Here is an 18,352-nt window from a genome sequence, read left to right as displayed (position 1 = left end):
ATATTTCTGAATATATCCATCCGACCACTATTCTCCAGCAAGCAATTGATGGTGGGTTCATGTACGAAGATGACAAAATGGTAGACCGCAGGCCGCTGGAGGGGGTCCGGGTTCTGGACTTTTCCCGGGTTCTGGCCGGGCCCTATTGCACGGCGCTGATGGCCGATCTGGGCGCGGAGGTGATCAAGGTTGAACCCCCCGCTGGCGATGACTACCGCCACATCGGCCCATTCAGGGACGGCGAAAGCCTGCTGTTCCAATCGGTGAACCGCGGCAAGAAATCCATCGTTCTGGATCTGAAATCCGAGGACGGCGCGGCGGCGGCGCGGGCGCTGGCGGCAGAGTGCGACGTGCTGGTCGAAAACTTCCGCCCCGGCGTGATGGAGCGGTTCGGGCTGGGTGCGGAGGAAATGTGCTCGGCTTGTCCCCGGCTGGTCTATGTGTCTGTGTCCGGGTTCGGCCAGACAGGCCCGAACCGGATGCTGCCGGCCTATGACATCATCATCCAGGCGATGAGCGGGCTGATGGACATGACCGGCGCCGAGGACGGCCCGCCGATGATGGCAGGAGATGCCTTTGCCGACGTTGCAGGCGGCATGTTCGCGGCATTCGGAGCGATGGTGGCGCTGTTTGACCGGGAACGCAGCGGCAGGGGGCGGCATGTTGATCTGGCGCTTTATGACTCGCTGGTGTCGATGATGCCGGTGGCGGCCTGCCGGGCGCTGATGGCGGGCGAGACGCCAAAGCGGACGGGCAGCAAACACGCGCTGTCGGCACCCTTCGGCACCTATCCGGCCGAGGATGGCAGTTTCACCGTCGCAGTGCTGAACGACCGGCTGTTTGCGCGCTTCGCAGCAGCCATCGGCGCGCCGGAGCTGGCGGAGGATCCGCGTTTTGCCAGCGATGCCTTGCGGCGGCAGAATGAACCTGCGCTGGCGCAGCATATCGAAAGCTGGGCCGCGGCCCGCAGCGCGCAGGACGCAGTGGCGGTTCTATCCCAAGCAAGCATTCCGGCCGCGGCCCTGTGTTCGGTGCCCGAGGCCTGGGGCTCGCCGCAGGCGCAGGCGCGCGGGCTGGCCTCGGCGGTGGAGCACCCCGCCCTTGGCACCGTCACGGTGCCGGAGCAGCCGGTGCATTTCAGCGGTGCGCCGCGGGGCGGGCGCCAGTCAGCGCCCGCCTTGGGCGCCCACACTCAGGACATTCTGCAACAACTTTGGCAAAACAGGGAGAGCCCCGATGAGCGTTGATCTGAACAGCGAAGAACAGGCCGTCATCGGCCAGATCGAGCGGTTTTCAAACGAGGTGCTGGCGCCTGCCGCTGCCGCGATCGATGCCGAGGGGGCATTTGCAACACTGCACCGTCCGGCTCTTGCTGAGATGGGCATCATGGGGATGAACCTGCCCGAAGCGTATGGCGGCATTGGCCTCAGCGGGCCGGCGCTCTATTGCGCGGTGGAGGCCATTGCGGGGGCCTGCGGCTCTACCGCCTCGATGCTAACGGCGCATTTCCTGGCCACGGATTCGCTGCTTCTGGGTGCGGATGAGGCGATGAAACAGCGCGTTCTGCCCGCCGCGGCGGCGGGCCAGGCGCTGGGGGCCTTCGCCCTGACAGAACCGATGGCTGGCTCCAACCCTGCGGACATGCGCAGCACCGCCACCCGGGACGGCGAAGGCTACCGGCTGAAGGGCTCCAAATGCTTCATCTCCAACGCGGGCGAGGCCGATTTCATCGTGGTCTATGCCAAGACCGACAGCGCAGTCGGCGCCCGCGGGGTCAGCGCCTTTGTGGTGGAACCGGGCAAGACTGATGGTGTGGAAATCGGCAAACACGAGGAAACCATGGGCCTGCGCGGCGGGCATGTGTTCCCGATCTCGTTTGACTGCCGCGTGCCCGCGGAAAACCGGCTGGGCGGCGAGGGCACCGGGTTCCGCACCGCGATGAAGGTGCTGGACAACGGCCGTATCGAAGTGGCCGCGCAAGCCACCGGCATTGCGCGCGCCGCGCTGGGTGCGGCTGTGTCCTATGCCAAGGAACGCGAGGTTGGCGGCCGGCCGATCGGCAGTTTCCAGGGGCTGCAGTGGATGCTGGCCGACAGCGCCACCGAACTGGCCGCGGCGCGGGCGTTGGGGCTTCAAGCCGCCCGCAAGCGCGGCACCGGTGGGCGGTATTCCTCAGACTCGGCCTTTGCCAAGCTATACGCCAGCGAGGCGGCCTGGCGCATCGCAGACCGGGCGTTGCAGATTCACGGCGGGTACGGCTACACCCGCGACTTTCCGCTGGAACGCTACCTGCGCGACTTGCGGATCTTCCGGATTTACGAAGGATCCTCGGAGATCCAGCGAACCATCATCGCCCGCGAACTTCTGAGTTAGCTTTCAGGTGGACCTCATGTCCGAGACATCCACGAACAGGAACGCCTCGGCACCACGACGCGTGGAGTAGAACCCTATCTCGGATCAGCACAAGGGGCATGCTCCGTCATAGTAGACGGTCAAACGCGAATGCTCATGAAGGATTTCACAAATAGAGTCTGACATGTAATCCTCTCCGTTTGGCGCGGTGTCTTCAAATCACCGTGCACGATTGAGGTTCATTTAGTTTGCGAAGGTCGGCTCGGTTTGGATTGCAATGCCGACCCATCCGAAGCCGAGGCGGAGTTACCGAGCTCACATGGCCCTCCATTGAACAATTTGCCTGAGCTTGCGGTCGCAGTTGTTTTTTCGGGATTTCGGTATGAACCCCGAAAAAAACGCCCTGCCCCGCAGTGAACTGAGAGAAAGCAGCCTCTCAAAACGAAAACCGCGCAGTCGAAAGGAAAAACAGCCGCTCTTGAAGCCGTTAGCAACCCCGCCGCGGCGCTGCATAGGAGAACACCATGTTCGACCTTAGTCATTACACATTGAAAGAGCTGCGTGATTTCATGTGCTCACACGACGAGGCGCTTCAAAATGCGTCCGTCCTCCTGGGTGGCCAACCCGCTCTGCGCCGGACCCAGGCGCTTCTGGACGAAATCAAGTTGGCTCAAAGGCTAACACGAAGAATGAAACGCGGGATTTCCGCGCTCCACGATCTTCTAACCCTTAAAAACGTACACGATTTCGAGACGCTCGAGGCGGCCTGTTTCGCCGAGATCGACCCAGCCTCGCCCATCGTCGAGGAGCTTTGCATTCTGAGCGATGCTCTGAAAGACGCGATCTATCGGCAACAGGACTGTGATCTGACCAAATTGATCGAGGCCGATCTTGCAACCTGAAGGCGCACTGCCAGCCCCTCTCTCCTTTGGGGCTGGTGTCTTGAGAGTTGGCGCGGCGCCAACTCAAAAAAAAGGAGACATCTATGGACATCGAAAATGAACGCGCCGTTCACAAGCTGACGTTGGAAGCGATCATTTTGGGCCGGTTGCTCGCAGAAGAATGGCTCGAAGGAAGTCTGACTACAAAAGGGTCGACTCGGCTGATCATCTTGGAAGCCTTACGGTCTCTCCGGGAGCGTGAGGGCCTCGTGGGCATCGACCAAGATCTGATCGAGCTCATGGGAGAGCAAATCCGCAAAACGCTGAATGAAATCCGCAACGGCAAAGGCGATGCCGCGATTTCGCAAGATGTGGATCTGGATTGGGAACAGGATCAAAAGGTCATCGAGTACGTGAACCTGGCCTACCGCTGGAAACAATTCAAAGCCGCCAAGTTCGCACTGGATGACAAACTGGCCGCCATCCGCGACGCAGATGTCCTTCTGGCCAAGATCCTGTGAGATGTTAGCAGAATGGCCGGGACATTTCGCGCTGTCCTGGCACATTCATTTGGAGACCAAACAGAAATGTTGCATCCTCGAACAAGTGAGGCCCAGCTTCACGCCCAGGTAGGGACGGTTGCTACGTATGTGCTACACGCAAAATTCAGAACTGAAAAACCAAACAAAATCAGCACACTACAATCAGTCGCACAAATCCATCATCGGCGCCACGCTCAACCGCGCGGCCTGGTGCAGGGGGGCAAAATCTCTCATGCCGCGCCATATAGGCGCTGTGCAGCCCGCTGCCAAGCCGATCTGCTTCGGAGCCGCCTTCGCGTGAGCACAGACAGCCGGGGCCAGGGGACGGGATCAAGGGAAACCGCCGCGGGGCCCCGCCCCAAGGCGGGGATACGGCTGTTTTGCTTGGGGCCGGCAGCTGGAACTGGCAGGCAGGGATCATGTGAAGGCGGGTTTGAAGCGCGTATCTGCTTTGGTGAGCCCTGAGCGCCGATCCCTGTCACACCCTTTCCTACCCGGCCAAGGATGGCAGGTAGAGCACAATCCCCGGAAAGGCGACCAACAGCGCAATTGTTACCGCATCCGCAATGAAGAAAGGCGTCACCCCCCGGAACACGTCCTGCACGCTCAGATCCTCGCGCACGCCCGCCACCACAAAGCAGTTGAGGCCGATGGGCGGGGTGATCAGGCAAAACTCGGCCATTTTCACCACCAAGATACCGAACCAGATCGCGCACATGGTGCCGCTCATGCCAAAGGCGCTGTCCGCCGCGGCAACGCTTTCACCGCCATTGAGCGCCATCACAGCCGGATAGACCACCGGCAGGGTCAAGAGCAGCATTCCAATCGCGTCCATGAACATGCCCAGCACCGCATAGGCCAGCAGGATACAGATCAGGATCACCATCGGGCTCATCTCCAGCGTGGTGATCCAGTCCGAAAACGCCCCCGGCAGATCGGCAAAGCCCAGAAACCGGACATAGATCAGCACCCCCCAGATGATGGTGAAGATCATCACCGTCAGCTTGGCGGTCTCCAAGAGCGCCGATTTCAGCTCAGCCCATTTCATCCCTTCCTTCAGCGCATAAAGAAACACGATGAAGGCGCCGATGGCACCGCCTTCGGTCGGGGTGCCCCATGCGTCGCCGCCAAAGGGGTTGTAGACAAAGCAGATGATGATCACGACCACCAGCACGATGGGCAGCGCACCGGGCAGCGCTGCAAAACGCTGGCCCCAGGTGAATCCCTTGACCGGCGGGCCGACGGATTTGAAGACCACTGCGATGCCCACAATCAGCAGACCATAGATCACCGCCGAAAATGCGCCCGGGATGAAGCCTGCCAGCAGCAGCTTGCCCACATCCTGTTCAACGATGATCGCATAGATCACCAGAATGGCGGAGGGCGGGATCAGCGACGCCAGCGTGCCGCCAGCGGCGACTACACCCGCGGCAAAGCGCTTGTCATAGCCGATCGCCAGCATTTCCGGGATGGCGATGCGGGCAAAGACAGCGGAGGTCGCCACGCTCGCCCCCGACACCGCGGCAAAGCCGGCAGTGGCAAATACGGTGGAGACCGCCAGCCCGCCCGGCAGCCAGGCAATCCAGCGTTTGGCGGCCACGAACAGGGCGCGGGTCAGGCCTGCGTAATAGGCGAGATAACCGATCAGAATGAACGTGGGGATCAGTGACAGCGCCTGGCTGGAGACCTTGGAATGCGGCACCTGGCCCGCGGTCTTGACCGCAATGGTCAGCGCCTTTCCGAACCGGGCCGGGTCGTAGCCGAACTTGGCCCAGAAGATCCAAATGAGGCCCGCAAGCCCTGCGAGGCCGGCAGCAAAGGCCACCCGCATCCCCAAGACCACCATGGCCAGCAGGCCGCCCGTAACCCACAGGCCGATTTCAATCGGTTCCATCCGCCTTACCCCTGCCCGCTGCCATTTGTGTCATGGCCTTGCATCTGGTCTGCTTCAGCCGCCGCCTGCTCTGCCGCGCTCTGGATCAGCGGCACCGCTACCGGCGCCTCCAGCCCCAGCACCAGCGCCCGCCCGTAACCCCAGACCTGCAGCAGCAGCCGCAAGCTGAGCACCGCAAACGCCACCGGCGCCAGCAGCTTGGCGGGCCAGATCGGCAGGCCGATGTCGATGGAACTGTCGCGGCTCCACAGCGGCGCGGCGAAATCGAAGGAGCGCAGGAAATGCGACCAGCTGCCCCAGACCAGCGCCAGGATCAGCAGCAGGATCAGAACAACCGAGACCAGTTCAAACAGCCAAAGCGCGCGGCCCCGCAGGGCGCCGATGAAGATGTCCATGCGGATATGGCCGCCCTGGCGCTGCACATAGGCGATGCCCATGAAGGCAATCAGCGGCATGATCTGCTCGATCCAGTCGACATAGCCGGGCAAGGGCGCATTGGCTGCGTTGCGCCCGCCGACCGAAACCACCGCCAGGATCATCAGGGAGAACACCGCCAAGCCGCTCAGCAGTGCCAGCAGCTGCTCTGCTTTCAGCAATCTTCGGTCCAGCCTGCTGATCAGGCTGCCATCCTCCAGCACCGCCGCGCTGCCTGCCATGCCTTGCCCCCATCATTTCCGTATCGTCAAAGACAGAAAGGGCCGGTGCTGTTCTGCCCGGCCCCTTTCCCGTTCTGTCAGGCTCAGCTGCCCGAGCGCACGTCGCTCAGGGTTTTCTGCACCAGATCATAGAGCTCCTGCGCAGGCAGGCCTTGGGCGCTCATATCCTCGATCCACTTGGCGCGGATCGGGTCGGCGGCCACCTTGCGGAACTCGGCCAGCTGATCATCGGAGATCATCACCTTTTCGACGCCCTTCTCGGCCAGAACACCGTCCCATTTGGTCAAGAGCGCGCCGTAGTTCTCCAGGTAGTGGGCAATCGCCTCCTCGACCGAGCTGTCCAGCGCTTCGCGCTCGGCGTCGCTCAGGGCGTCATAGGCATCGGTGTTCACCACCACCGGGCAGTTCACTGTGCCAGGGTTCAGGTTCGCGGTCCACCAGTCGGCCTTGTTGATAGTGCCAAAGCTCAGATGCGCATGCTGGGCAAAGGCGACAGTGTCGACGACACCGGATTCCATCGCGTTATAGGCCTCGGTTGCGGTCACAGATGTCGGCACGGCACCCACGGCAGAGAAGGCCTGACCGATGCCGCCGGTGGCGCGCACCCGCATGTCCTTGAACTCCGCCAGCTCATCACGCGGTTCTCCGGTGCCGACGATATTGTACTGCGGCATCGGTGAAGTCATCAGCAGCTTGGCGTTCCAGCGCGCCAGATCCGCCTGTACCGCCGGGTGGCCATAGACCGCGTGGCTGACCGCGACCTCTTCTTCCAGCGTGTTCACGCCCAGGAACGGCAGTTCCAGCACGGTGATGGTCGGGTTCTTGTCGCGGTGGTAGCCGGCGCAGAACTGCGCCATCTCAAAGGCGCCGATGGAGATGCCGTCGAGGTTCTCCTTGTTCTTGCTGAGACCACCATAGCTGATGTTCAGTGTGAACTCGCCGCCAGTTTTCTCGGAGACCAGCTCCGCCAACTTCTCCACATGCTCGGTAAAGGCGCGGCGCTTACCCCACAGGGACACGTTCCACTCAGTGGCCGCAGCCTCCCCTGCAATGGCAAAACCCGCAGCAGCCGCCACGGCGGCAGTCAGAAATCTGTTCATAATGTAACTCTCCCGAATTGCGCCCTTGTGACTGCCGGCAAAAGGAAATCCGGCCTGGACGCTTGGCATTCAGGCTAGCGGCAGGGATGCGCCCTGCCAAGCCCCCCGGCGGCAAAGGTGACGCAGCGACTCGCACCGGGCGTCTGGCGCCTTCTCCACCCCGCCGGCACAATTTGCCGCAGGCTTCGGGCCGCCCCAGCCTGCGGCAGGACGCCGCTGCCGGGGCAATAGCGGCCCCGCAGGCACCTATCAGCGCGCCCGGGAATTTACAGAAAAAACCCTTAAAACAAGCGCTGGTATGCGCCGGCATGCAAATTACTTTTCAAACACGCCCCAAATCTTGAAATTCGTTTACAGATAAATCCTTTGATACCGGCATTTTATTCACAAATTTTCAGACTGCGGTATTATCTGGCCCCAGGAGGAAACGGTTTGACAGCCACGGCACAGCGTTGTCGTTTGTCTTGCCAATAAAAATTCTGGGAGGAAACCGAATGAACGCGCTGCACGCAGACGCTGTCTATCCGCCGTCCGACGAAACCGTTGCCCGCGCGCATGTGAATGCCGCCAAATATCAGGAAATGTACGAGGCCTCGCTGTCCGATCCCGAAGGGTTCTGGGGTGAGCAAGGCAAACGCATCGACTGGATCAAGCCCTTCACCCAGGTGAAGGACGTGAACTACAGCTTCGGCAACGTCTCGATCAACTGGTACGCGGACGGCACCCTGAACGTGTCCGCCAACTGCATCGACCGCCACCTGGAAACCCGCGGCGATCAGACTGCGATCATCTGGGAGCCGGACAGCCCCGAGGACGAGGCCCAGCATATCTCCTATAAGGAGCTGCACCGCCGCACCTGCCGGATGGCCAACATCCTAGAGTCTATGGGCGTCCGCAAGGGAGACCGGGTGGTGATCTACCTGCCGATGATCCCTGAAGCGGCCTATGCCATGCTGGCCTGCGCCCGCATCGGCGCCATTCATTCCATCGTCTTTGCCGGCTTCTCCCCCGACGCGCTGGCAGCCCGCATCAACGGCTGCGACGCCAAAGTTCTGATCACCGCTGATGAGGCGCCGCGCGGCGGCCGCAACACACCTCTGAAGTCGAACGCCGATGCAGCCCTTCTGCACACCAAGGACACCGTGAAATGCCTGGTGGTTAAGCGCACCGGCGGCCAGACCACCTGGGTCGACGGGCGCGACCACGACTACAACGAAATGGCGCTGGAAGCGGATGACTATTGCGCGCCCGCCGAGATGAATGCCGAAGACCCGCTGTTCATCCTCTACACCTCCGGCTCCACCGGCCAGCCCAAGGGCGTGGTCCACACCACTGGCGGCTACCTGACTTATGCCGCGATGACCCATGAGATCACCTTTGATTACCATGACGGTGACATCTACTGGTGCACCGCCGACGTGGGCTGGGTGACCGGCCACAGCTATATCGTCTACGGCCCGCTGGCCAATGGCGCCACCACGCTGATGTTCGAGGGCGTGCCGACCTTCCCGGATGCCAGCCGCTTCTGGCAGGTCTGCGAAAAGCACAAGGTGAACCAGTTCTACACCGCCCCCACCGCGATCCGTGCGCTGATGGGCCAGGGTCCTGAGTTCGTTGAAAAATGCGACTTGTCGTCTTTGCGCACTCTCGGCACCGTGGGTGAGCCGATCAACCCGGAAGCCTGGACCTGGTACAACGAGGTTGTCGGCAAGGGCAAATGCCCGATCGTCGACACCTGGTGGCAGACCGAAACCGGCGGCCATCTGATGACCCCGCTGCCGGGTGCGCATGCGATGAAACCGGGTGCGGCGATGAAGCCCTTCTTCGGCATCCAGCCAGTGGTGCTGGACCCGCAGTCGGGCGTCGAGATCGAGGGCAACGGCGTCGAAGGCGTGCTCTGCATCAAGGACAGCTGGCCGGGCCAGATGCGCACCGTCTGGGGCGACCATGAGCGCTTCGAGAAAACCTATTTCTCCGACTACAAGGGCTACTACTTCACCGGCGACGGCTGCCGCCGCGACGAGGATGGCGATTACTGGATCACCGGCCGCGTCGACGACGTGATCAACGTCTCCGGCCACCGCATGGGCACGGCTGAGGTTGAAAGCGCACTGGTGGCCCACGCTGCCGTGGCCGAGGCCGCCGTGGTCGGCTACCCGCATGAGATCAAGGGCCAGGGCATCTACTGCTATGTGACCCTGATGAACGACCGCGAGCCGTCGGACGACCTGCTGAAGGAACTGCGCACCTGGGTCCGCACTGAAATCGGCCCGATTGCCAGCCCGGACGTGATCCAATGGGCGCCGGGCCTGCCGAAAACCCGCTCTGGCAAGATCATGCGCCGTATCCTGCGTAAGATCGCCGAGAACGACTTCGGCAGCTTGGGCGACACCTCGACCCTCGCCGATCCGTCGGTGGTCGAAGACCTTATCGAAAACCGTGCGAACAAGGGGTGATTGAACAATGAATATGGCAGTCATGACCCGTCCCGCCGTTCTGATCCTGCTGGGGCCTCCGGGCGCCGGCAAGGGCACCCAGGCGCGGATGCTTGAGGAAAAATTCGGCTATGTGCAGCTGTCGACCGGCGACCTGCTGCGCGAAGCAGTTGCCGCGGGCACCCCTGCAGGCCTCGCCGCCAAGGCGGTGATGGAGGCAGGCCAGCTGGTCAGCGACGAGATCGTGATCAACATCCTGCGCGACCGCCTGGCAGAGCCCGATTGCACCAAGGGCGTGATCCTTGACGGCTTCCCCCGCACCACCGTTCAGGCCGAGGCGCTGGACGGGCTGCTGGCGGAAACCAACCAAAAGATCAACGCCGCGATCAGCCTCGAAGTAGACGACGCCGCCATGGTCGAGCGGATTTCAGGCCGCTACACCTGCGGCGGCTGCGGCGAGGGCTACCACGACAGCTTCAAACAGCCCGCCGAGGCCGGCAAATGCGACAAATGCGGCGGCACCGAAATGAAGCGCCGCGCCGATGACAATGCAGAAACCGTTGCCAGCCGGCTGGTGGCTTATCACGCGCAAACCGCGCCGCTGATTGCCTACTACGGCGGCAAGGACGTTCTGAAGACCACAGATGCCATGGGCGGTATCGACGACATCGCCCAGGACATGGCGGCCATCGTGACCGAGGCCACCAGCTAACAACCAAGAAACGGGGCCTGCCCTGACCCGGCAGGACCCCGTCCCCGGACATTGGAATACCCATCGGCACCGCCGGATGCACGCATCTGCCGGACCGGAGGAGTCATGCCTGCACGCCCTGACCCGGCGGCAGGCAAACAGAGAGAGTCTGCCTTGCGCTACTGCCGGGCAGACATGGAGGAGAAGGAGGAGCCGCTATGGCGGACCATACCACAAATGCGGCAAGCACCGCCGAAGCCGACAAAGGCTATTGGGCGGCCAACGTGCGCATCATCATCGTCAGCCTGATCATCTGGGCTGTTGTTTCATTCGGCTTCGGCATCCTGCTGCGCCCGATGCTTGCGGGCATCAAGGTAGGCGGCAGCGATCTGGGCTTCTGGTTCGCCCAGCAAGGCTCAATCCTGGTGTTCCTGGGGCTGATCTTTTTCTACGCGTTCCGGATGAACAAGCTGGACCGCGAATACGGCGTGGAGGAAGAATAAGATGGACCAGTTTACCATCAACCTGCTGTTTGTGGGCGCTTCTTTCGCGCTCTACATCGGCATCGCGATTTGGGCCCGCGCGGGTTCCACATCTGAATTCTATGCCGCGGGCCGGGGTGTTCACCCTGTCACCAACGGCATGGCAACCGCAGCCGACTGGATGTCGGCGGCGTCTTTCATTTCGATGGCGGGCCTGATTGCCTTCACCGGCTATGACAACTCCACCTTCCTGATGGGCTGGACCGGCGGCTACGTGCTGCTGGCGCTGCTGCTTGCGCCCTACCTGCGCAAGTTCGGCAAGTTCACCGTCTCCGAATTCATCGGCGACCGGTTCTACTCCCCGACCGCACGCGTGGTGGCTGTGATCTGCCTGATCGTCGCCTCGACCACTTACGTGATCGGCCAGATGACCGGCGTCGGCGTGGCCTTCGGCCGCTTCCTGGAGGTTTCCAACACCGCAGGCCTGCTGATCGGCGCCTGTGTGGTGTTCGCCTACGCCGTGTTCGGCGGCATGAAGGGCGTGACCTACACCCAGGTGGCCCAGTACTGCGTTCTGATCATGGCCTACACCATCCCGGCCATCTTCATCTCGCTGCAGCTGACCGGCAACCCGATCCCGGCGCTCGGCCTGTTCGGCGACCACGCCGCGAGCGGCGAGCCGCTGCTGGCCAAGCTGGACGCCATCGTGACCGAGCTCGGCTTCAACGAGTACACCGCGCATCACGCCGATACCTTCAACATGGTGCTCTTCACCCTGTCGCTGATGATCGGCACCGCGGGTCTGCCGCACGTGATCATGCGCTTCTTCACCGTTCCGAAAGTGGCTGATGCCCGCTGGTCGGCCGGCTGGGCGCTGGTGTTCATCGCGCTCCTGTACCTGACCGCTCCGGCAGTTGGTGCCATGGCCCGCCTGAACATCACTGAAATGATGTGGCCGAACGGCGGCATCGAAGGCGGCGCCGTCACCGTGCAGCAGATCGAAGAAGATCCCAAGTACGACTGGATGGCGACCTGGCAGCAAACCGGCCTCCTGGGCTGGGAAGACAAGAACGGCGACGGTGCGATCCAGTACTACAACGACAAGAACGCCGATCTGCAGGCCGCCGCCGAAGCCAACGGCTGGGCCGGCAATGAGCTGACCAACTTCAACCGCGACATCCTGGTTCTGGCCAATCCTGAGATTGCCAACCTGCCGGGCTGGGTGATCGGTCTGGTGGCCGCAGGCGGCCTGGCGGCTGCGCTGTCCACCGCTGCGGGCCTGCTGCTGGCGATCTCCTCGGCTGTGTCGCACGACCTGATCAAGGGCTCGATCAACCCGAACATCTCGGAAAAAGGCGAGCTGCTGTCAGCCCGTATCGCCATGGCCGTAGCCATCGCGGTGGCAACCTACCTGGGTCTGAACCCGCCGGGCTTTGCCGCGCAGACCGTGGCGCTGGCCTTTGGCCTGGCAGCCGCCTCGATCTTCCCGGCGCTGATGATGGGCATCTTCACCAAGGTGAACAACAAGGGCGCCGTGGCCGGCATGCTGGCAGGCCTGATCGTGACCCTGGTCTACATCTTCCTGCACAAGGGCTGGCTGTTCATCCCGGGCACCAACTCCTTCACCGATGCGGATCCGCTGCTGGGCACTATCAAATCCACCTCCTTCGGTGCGGTTGGCGCGATGGTGAACTTTGCAGTTGCTTTCATCGTCTCCAAGTCGAGCGAGGCCATCCCGGCCGAGATCGAGGAGCTGGTGGAAAGCGTCCGCATCCCGCGCGGCGCAGGTGCTGCACAGGACCACTGACCTCCCCTGGGCGGGCTGCCTCCCAGCGGCCCGCCTCTTCCCTCATGGTCCCGTCCGGTGTTTCACTGACGGGGCCATTTTTTCCTGATCTCATGCAGGTATCCCCATGCCCCTCTCTGAAGCCGCGCTGCTCCGCTTCCTGACATCGGTCCACCCTTACGACAGCCTGGAACCCGCGCTGCTGCAGGAGCTGGCACCCAAGTTCCGCCAGATCGAGGCCGCTGCCGGCAATCCAATCTATGCGCTGAACGAGGAGCTGCAGGGCCTCTACCTGGTCCACACCGGCGAGGTGGAAGTGACCGACGAAAACGGCATCCCCGTTTCCATCCTCGGCCCCCGTAACTCCTTTGGCGAGCGCGGCCTGACCCGCAGCGGCCGGGCGGTGACATCGGCGCGAACCACCACGGACACAATCCTGCTGCTGCTGCCCAAGGCGGACTTCCACGCCCTGATGGCAAGCCAGCCCAAAGTAGCCAAGTTCTTCGACCGCCGCCGCCCCGGAAGCCGGGAGAGCACCAGCCTTGCCACCACCCGTGTGGCAACCATCATGGCGCGCGACCCGGTCACCTGCTCCAGCGGCCTCACCTGCCAAGGTGCGGCGCAGCTGATGCGCGACCGCCGCATCTCCTCCATCTGCGTAACCGACGGGGACAGCTTGCAAGGTATCCTCACCACCCGCGACCTCACGGCCAAGATCCTCGCCGCCGGAAAACCCATTTCGACCCCGGTCAGCACGGTGATGACCCCGAACCCGCTGACACTGGCGCCCTCCGCCATCGGCTCCGACGTGCTGCACATGATGATGGAGCACGGCATCGGCCATATCCCGGTGGTTGAGGCAGGCAAGCTCGCGGGCATCGTCACCCAAACCGACCTCACCCGGTTTCAGGCCGTCAGCTCCGGCGAGATGGTCTCCAGCATCGCCCGCGCCGGGTCAGCTGAGGAGATGGCAAAAGTCACCGCCGAGATCCCCCGCTTGCTGGTGCAGCTGGTGGCGGGCGGCAACCGGCATGAGGTTGTGACACGGCTGATCACAGACATCGCCGACACCGTCACCCGCCGCCTGCTGGCACTGGCCGAGGAGCAACTGGGCGCCCCGCCGGTGCCCTACCTGTGGCTGGCCTGCGGTTCTCAAGGCAGGCGCGAGCAGACCGGCGTCTCCGACCAGGACAACTGCCTGACCCTGTCCGATGACCTGAAGCCGGAAGACAACGCCTATTTCGAACAGCTTGCGGCGTTTGTCTGCGACGGGCTGAATACCTGCGGCTACGTCTATTGCCCCGGCGACATGATGGCCTCCAACCCGCGCTGGCGGCAGCCGCTGCGCGTCTGGCGCGACTATTTCCGCGGCTGGATCGCCAAGCCGAATCCTGAGGCGCAGATGCTGGCCTCGGTGATGTTCGACCTGCGCCCGATCGGCGGCGATGCCGCCTTGTTTGCGCATCTGCACCACGAAACCCTGAAGGCCGCCAGTGCCAATTCGATCTTCACCGCCCACATGACCGCCAACTCGCTGAAACACACGCCGCCCTTGGGGCTGCTGCGCGGGCTCGCCACCATCCGCTCGGGCGAACATCGCAATACGCTGGACATGAAACACAACGGCGTGGTGCCGGTGGTGGATCTGGGCCGCATCTACGCGCTGCAAGGGCAACTGGCGGAGGTGAACACCCGCGCCCGGCTGGAGGCGGCAGAGGCCGCAGGCGTGCTCAGCCCCTCCGGCGCCCGCGACCTGCTGGACGCCTACGACCTGGTCGCCCAGACCCGGCTGGAGCATCAGGCGGCACAGATCCGAGGCAGCCAGGCGCCGGACAATTATCTGGCGCCTTCGGATCTGTCGGACTTTGAGCGAAGTCATCTGCGCGACGCATTTGTTGTCGTAAAGACAATGCAATCGGCAGCCGGGCACGGCAAAGGCATGTTAAGCTGACACCAGAGTCCGGCCGCTAGCGCCGGAGCCTGCGGCGCGAGTACTTGAACAAAGAAGAAGAGGCCTTGGGCCTACGAGGAGATCGGATGTTTCTGGAACTGATTGCGGTAATCTTTGCGGGCATTGCCGCCGCCGGCGTGGTGATGCTCTTGAACCGGACATTGAAAGGCCGGCTGCCGCGCTGGTTCGCGCCGGTGGCGGCGGGGCTGGCGATGATCGGGGTTACCATCGCGTCCGAATACGGCTGGTACAGCCGCACCAAGGCCGCCCTGCCCCGAGGATTGGCAGTGGCTGAAACCATCGAGAACCGCAGCCTCTACCGCCCCTGGACCCAGGTGGTGCCCTATGTGGACCGCTTCGCCGCGGTCGACACCGCAACGATGAAAAGCCACACCGCGCACCCGCAGGTTTTCCTGGCGGATCTCTATTTCTTCGGCCGCTGGGCGCCGGTCAGCAAACAGGCCGCGGTGCTGGATTGCGGCAAGTGGCGGCGGGCGCTGGCCGGCGGCACAGCCGCCTTTTCCGGTGACGGCCTGCCCAAGGGGCTGGACTGGGTTGCAGCCGATGCGGATGATGCCATCCTGACCACCGCCTGCGGAGGATAGCCATGCACAAACGCCTGTCACTTCGGCTGCGGATCTTCCTGTTCTTCTGCCTGCTGGCGCTTGGCGGCATCGCCGTGACCGCAGGCGCGCTTTGGGCCGGCTACAGCCGCGCAGAGCAGCCAGAGCTGTCAGATGCCTTCATCTTCTCCGGCCTGCTCAGCACTTTTGCCATTCTCGGCCTCTGTGCCGGGGTCTGGCTGCTGTTCGACGAAAACGTCGCCAAGCCGATCGAACGCCTGGCTGCGGGCATGCGCGCCCGCGCCCATGCCGGGGTGAGCAAAGAGCTTGATACCCACGGCGCCCGCTACCTGGGCGATCTTGCCGCAGCGGCCCAGGGCCTGGCAGGCCAGCTCGGCGCCTCTGCCATGAACGCCGCAGAGGCCATCGCCCGCGAGACCGAGCATCTGGAAGCTGAGAAGACCCGGCTGGCAGCGCTGCTGACCGACATCCCCGTCGCCACCGTGATGGCCAGCCCGGCGCATCAGATCGTGCTCTATGACGGCCAGGCCGCTGCCGTGCTGGCGCAGGAAGCACCGCCGCGCCTGAATGCGCCGCTGTCCGATTATCTGGATCTGACCGGGCTGGAGGCGGCCTATGGGCGGCTGGTGCGCAGCGGAATGGAGGTGCAGGCCGAAGTCAAAAGCGCCAGCGGTGCCCAGGTGTTCGACCTGCGCCTGAAGCCGCTGGGCGGCGCACCGGGCTATATCATCCTGTTCGAGGGCGCCCATGCAGGCCTGGCGCCCGAGGATGCCCGCCCGCTGGTTTATGACTTTGCACTGCTGGACGCCGAGCATGCAGAGCTGAACGGGCGCAAGCTCGGCAACCTGAGCTACGTGGTGTTCGACACTGAAACAACCGGCCTGTTGCCGCATAAGGATGAGATCGTGCAGATCGGCGCCCTGCGCGTCGTGCGGGGCCGGATCATCGAAAGCGAGGCCTTTGAAACCCTGGTGAATCCGGGCTGTCCCATTCCGGCCTCCTCGACCAAGGTGCATGGCATCACCGATACCATGGTGCGGGGACGCCCGGGCATCGCCAGCGCCGCCCGCCATTTCCACCGTTTTGCCTCCGACGCGGTGATCGTGGCCCACAATGCGCCCTTTGATATGGCGTTCCTGCACCGCCACGCCAAACGCACCGGTGTCACCTGGGACCAGCCGGTGCTGGACACGGTGCTGCTGAGCGCGGTGCTGTTCGGCGCGTCCCAGAAACATACGCTCGACGCCTTGTGCGACCGCCTCGATGTCACCATCCCGCCAGCCCTGCGCCACACAGCCATGGGGGATGCCCGCGCCACCGCCGAAGTGCTCTGCAAGATGCTGCCGATGCTGGAGGCACGCGGGCTCAATACCTTTGGCGCGGTGCTGGAGGAAACCCGCAAACACAGCCGCCTCATTGAAGACATGAACTAGGTAGACAATCTGTGCCATGCGTGGCAGGTCACTGCCCGGAACGAACAAAAGGCGCGCGAGATGGCCAACACCAGCTTCATTCCCGGGCCGGACACCGCCCGGGCCTACCGCGATGCGCTCGGCTGCTTCGGCACCGGGGTGACGGTTGTCACCACCCAGACCCCCCGCGGCCCGCTGGCCATCACCGTCAACAGCTTCACCTCTGTCTCGCTGGAGCCGCCCCTGATGCTGTGGTGCCCGGCCAAGGCCTCGCTGCGCCATGATGCCTTTGTCGCAGCAGAAAACTTTGCGATACACGTGATGGCAGAGGATCAGCTGCCGCTGGCCAAGCACTTTGCCGCCTTTGGCGAGGATTTCTCCGCAGCGGACTGGCAGCCCAACGAACTGGGCGCGCCCGCGCTGGAGGGGGTAATTGCCCGCTTCGATTGCCGCCGCCATGCCGCCCACCCGGCAGGCGACCACACCATTGTCATCGGTGAAGTGGCCCGCGTGACCACCCGCCCAGGCAAGGGGCTGATCTTCAAACGCGGCCTGTATGGCGGGTTTCTGGAACAGGGGTGATTGACACCTCAGCAAATGGCAAACCTGTCTCCGCAGGCTGATGCCGCACGGCCGAGGAGTCCTCAGCCGTCCCCCCGCCTGCGTCAGAGGCGCCCATTTGCCCGCCGCCTCCCGTCAGCAGATGCGGCAGCACGGCATAAGCCGTCAGGTCCATGCCCGGCGCCATGCTCAGCGCCCGCTGCGGGCAGATCGACACGCACAATCCGCATTGCGTGCACAGCGATTCCACAAAACTCAGCGCGCCACCGTTCTCCGTCAGGCTCAGAGCATCTGACGGACAAACCCAGACACAGCTGTTGCAGCTGTTGCACAGGTCCTCATCCAAGCTGACAGAGCCGTAGGGCGCCTGATCCGGCAGCTCTGCGTGGCCGGTGCTGGCAGGCAGCAGCGCGGCGGCACTGGCCCGCGCCGTATCCCGCCTGCTGCCCACCGCAAGCACCTCAGGCGCAACCGACGGAAACGGCAGAAGCCGCGCCGCCAGCCGCCGGTCCAGCCCCGCCGCACCGTTGAACAACAGGGTCCGGCCTAAGCCGCCCAAGGCCCGCACCAGATCCACTTCCAGCCGCTGCGGTTCCCGCCCCTGCAGCGCCGAACAGGCCTGCAGGTAAATCACATCAAAGCCCGAGGCCAGAGCATGCAGCAGATCGGCATGGGTAATCTTTTCCAGCTTGCAGACAGAAACCGGCACGACATCGCTGTGCTCTTCGCCAGCCTCCGCCAGCCCCGGCGGCTCCAGTTCATAGAGAACCAGGATCTGCGCCCGTCCAGTCGCCAGTTTCCGCCCATGCGCCTCCTGGCACAGCGTCATCAGCGGCAAGGCAGTGCTCCGGCAACCCACATCCAGCAGGGCAAACCGCCCCTTGACTGAATACTTGGACCGGCATTCGGCGGCATCAGCCGGGGAACAAAGACACAAGTGCTGCTGAGCCTTGCCAGCAGGCCTCCCCCGTTCAGAGATACGTCCGCACATCTCTCCCATGAGGTCACGCTAACACAAATTTGAA

16 protein-coding genes are annotated in these 18,352 nt (G+C 63.3%); 12 read left to right on the top strand and 4 right to left on the bottom strand.

Translation table 11 applies throughout. The features are described from left to right. Positions 1 to 77: 77 nt before the first annotated feature. The 4 genes from RA26_RS08035 to RA26_RS08020 all read left to right on the top strand — a co-directional run bounded on the left by RA26_RS08035 (position 78) and on the right by RA26_RS08020 (position 3,754). Positions 78 to 1,247, top strand: coding sequence for a CaiB/BaiF CoA transferase family protein (locus RA26_RS08035; RefSeq protein WP_039183350.1), 1,170 nt, complete (start codon positions 78 to 80; stop codon positions 1,245 to 1,247). Further along, complete coding sequence (locus RA26_RS08030) at positions 1,237 to 2,373, top strand: acyl-CoA dehydrogenase family protein (protein WP_039182439.1); 1,137 nt, start codon at positions 1,237 to 1,239, stop codon at positions 2,371 to 2,373. The genes RA26_RS08035 and RA26_RS08030 overlap by 11 nt, the downstream gene beginning before the upstream one ends. Positions 2,374 to 2,876: 503 nt before the next feature. Beyond that, a complete protein-coding gene (locus tag RA26_RS08025) occupies positions 2,877 to 3,254 on the top strand; it encodes a hypothetical protein (protein WP_052272342.1) in 378 nt (125 codons plus the stop codon). Between the two features lie 83 nt (positions 3,255 to 3,337). After that, a complete protein-coding gene (locus tag RA26_RS08020; protein WP_039182436.1) occupies positions 3,338 to 3,754 on the top strand; it encodes a hypothetical protein in 417 nt (138 codons plus the stop codon). 511 nt (positions 3,755 to 4,265) lie between these two features. Here RA26_RS08020 and RA26_RS08015 read toward each other — a convergent pair. From RA26_RS08015 to RA26_RS08005, 3 genes are all read right to left on the bottom strand, one after another. Further along, positions 4,266 to 5,669, bottom strand: a complete 1,404-nt coding sequence (locus RA26_RS08015; protein WP_039182433.1) for a TRAP transporter large permease — start codon at positions 5,667 to 5,669, stop codon at positions 4,266 to 4,268. Positions 5,670 to 5,674: 5 nt separating this feature from the next. Beyond that, positions 5,675 to 6,325 carry a TRAP transporter small permease subunit gene (locus RA26_RS08010; protein WP_039182420.1) on the bottom strand — a complete coding sequence of 217 codons (651 nt, stop codon included), beginning with the start codon at positions 6,323 to 6,325 and terminating at the stop codon, positions 5,675 to 5,677. 83 nt (positions 6,326 to 6,408) lie between these two features. Further along, positions 6,409 to 7,425: a C4-dicarboxylate TRAP transporter substrate-binding protein gene (locus RA26_RS08005; protein ID WP_039182416.1), complete on the bottom strand. Its 1,017-nt coding sequence runs from the start codon at positions 7,423 to 7,425 to the stop codon at positions 6,409 to 6,411. Positions 7,426 to 7,919: 494 nt separating this feature from the next. On the opposite strand from RA26_RS08005, the gene acs reads away from it, so the two are divergent. The 8 genes from acs to RA26_RS07965 all read left to right on the top strand — a co-directional run bounded on the left by acs (position 7,920) and on the right by RA26_RS07965 (position 17,348). Continuing rightward, the gene (acs, locus tag RA26_RS08000; protein WP_039182413.1) at positions 7,920 to 9,881 is read left to right on the top strand and encodes an acetate--CoA ligase; all 1,962 of its coding nucleotides are present in this window, start codon (positions 7,920 to 7,922) and stop codon (positions 9,879 to 9,881) included. A gap of 7 nt (positions 9,882 to 9,888) precedes the next feature. Continuing rightward, positions 9,889 to 10,572, top strand: a complete 684-nt coding sequence (locus tag RA26_RS07995) for an adenylate kinase (protein WP_039182410.1) — start codon at positions 9,889 to 9,891, stop codon at positions 10,570 to 10,572. Positions 10,573 to 10,769: 197 nt separating this feature from the next. Further along, positions 10,770 to 11,054 (top strand): DUF4212 domain-containing protein, encoded by a 285-nt coding sequence (locus RA26_RS07990; protein WP_039182407.1) that lies wholly within the window; start codon positions 10,770 to 10,772, stop codon positions 11,052 to 11,054. A gap of 1 nt (position 11,055) precedes the next feature. Further along, positions 11,056 to 12,840 (top strand): sodium:solute symporter family protein, encoded by a 1,785-nt coding sequence (locus RA26_RS07985; RefSeq protein ID WP_039182404.1) that lies wholly within the window; start codon positions 11,056 to 11,058, stop codon positions 12,838 to 12,840. 106 nt (positions 12,841 to 12,946) lie between these two features. Then, positions 12,947 to 14,770 carry a DUF294 nucleotidyltransferase-like domain-containing protein gene (locus RA26_RS07980; protein ID WP_039182401.1) on the top strand — a complete coding sequence of 608 codons (1,824 nt, stop codon included), beginning with the start codon at positions 12,947 to 12,949 and terminating at the stop codon, positions 14,768 to 14,770. Between the two features lie 86 nt (positions 14,771 to 14,856). Then, complete coding sequence (locus RA26_RS07975; RefSeq protein ID WP_039182398.1) at positions 14,857 to 15,375, top strand: hypothetical protein; 519 nt, start codon at positions 14,857 to 14,859, stop codon at positions 15,373 to 15,375. 2 nt (positions 15,376 to 15,377) lie between these two features. After that, positions 15,378 to 16,787 (top strand): 3'-5' exonuclease, encoded by a 1,410-nt coding sequence (locus RA26_RS07970; protein ID WP_039182395.1) that lies wholly within the window; start codon positions 15,378 to 15,380, stop codon positions 16,785 to 16,787. A gap of 60 nt (positions 16,788 to 16,847) precedes the next feature. Further along, positions 16,848 to 17,348, top strand: coding sequence for a flavin reductase family protein (locus RA26_RS07965; RefSeq protein ID WP_039182393.1), 501 nt, complete (start codon positions 16,848 to 16,850; stop codon positions 17,346 to 17,348). Here the strand turns inward: RA26_RS07965 and RA26_RS07960 are convergent. Further along, on the bottom strand, positions 17,308 to 18,156 hold the full coding sequence (locus tag RA26_RS07960) for an ATP-binding protein (RefSeq protein WP_241482624.1): 849 nt from the start codon (positions 18,154 to 18,156) through the stop codon (positions 17,308 to 17,310). The genes RA26_RS07965 and RA26_RS07960 overlap by 41 nt on opposite strands. Positions 18,157 to 18,352: the final 196 nt, after the last annotated feature.

The organism is Leisingera sp. ANG-M7 (genome assembly GCF_000813965.1).
GTDB lineage: Bacteria > Pseudomonadota > Alphaproteobacteria > Rhodobacterales > Rhodobacteraceae > Leisingera.
Note: the sequence above shows the minus strand (reverse complement) of the source record. Positions and strands in the feature narration are given on the sequence as shown.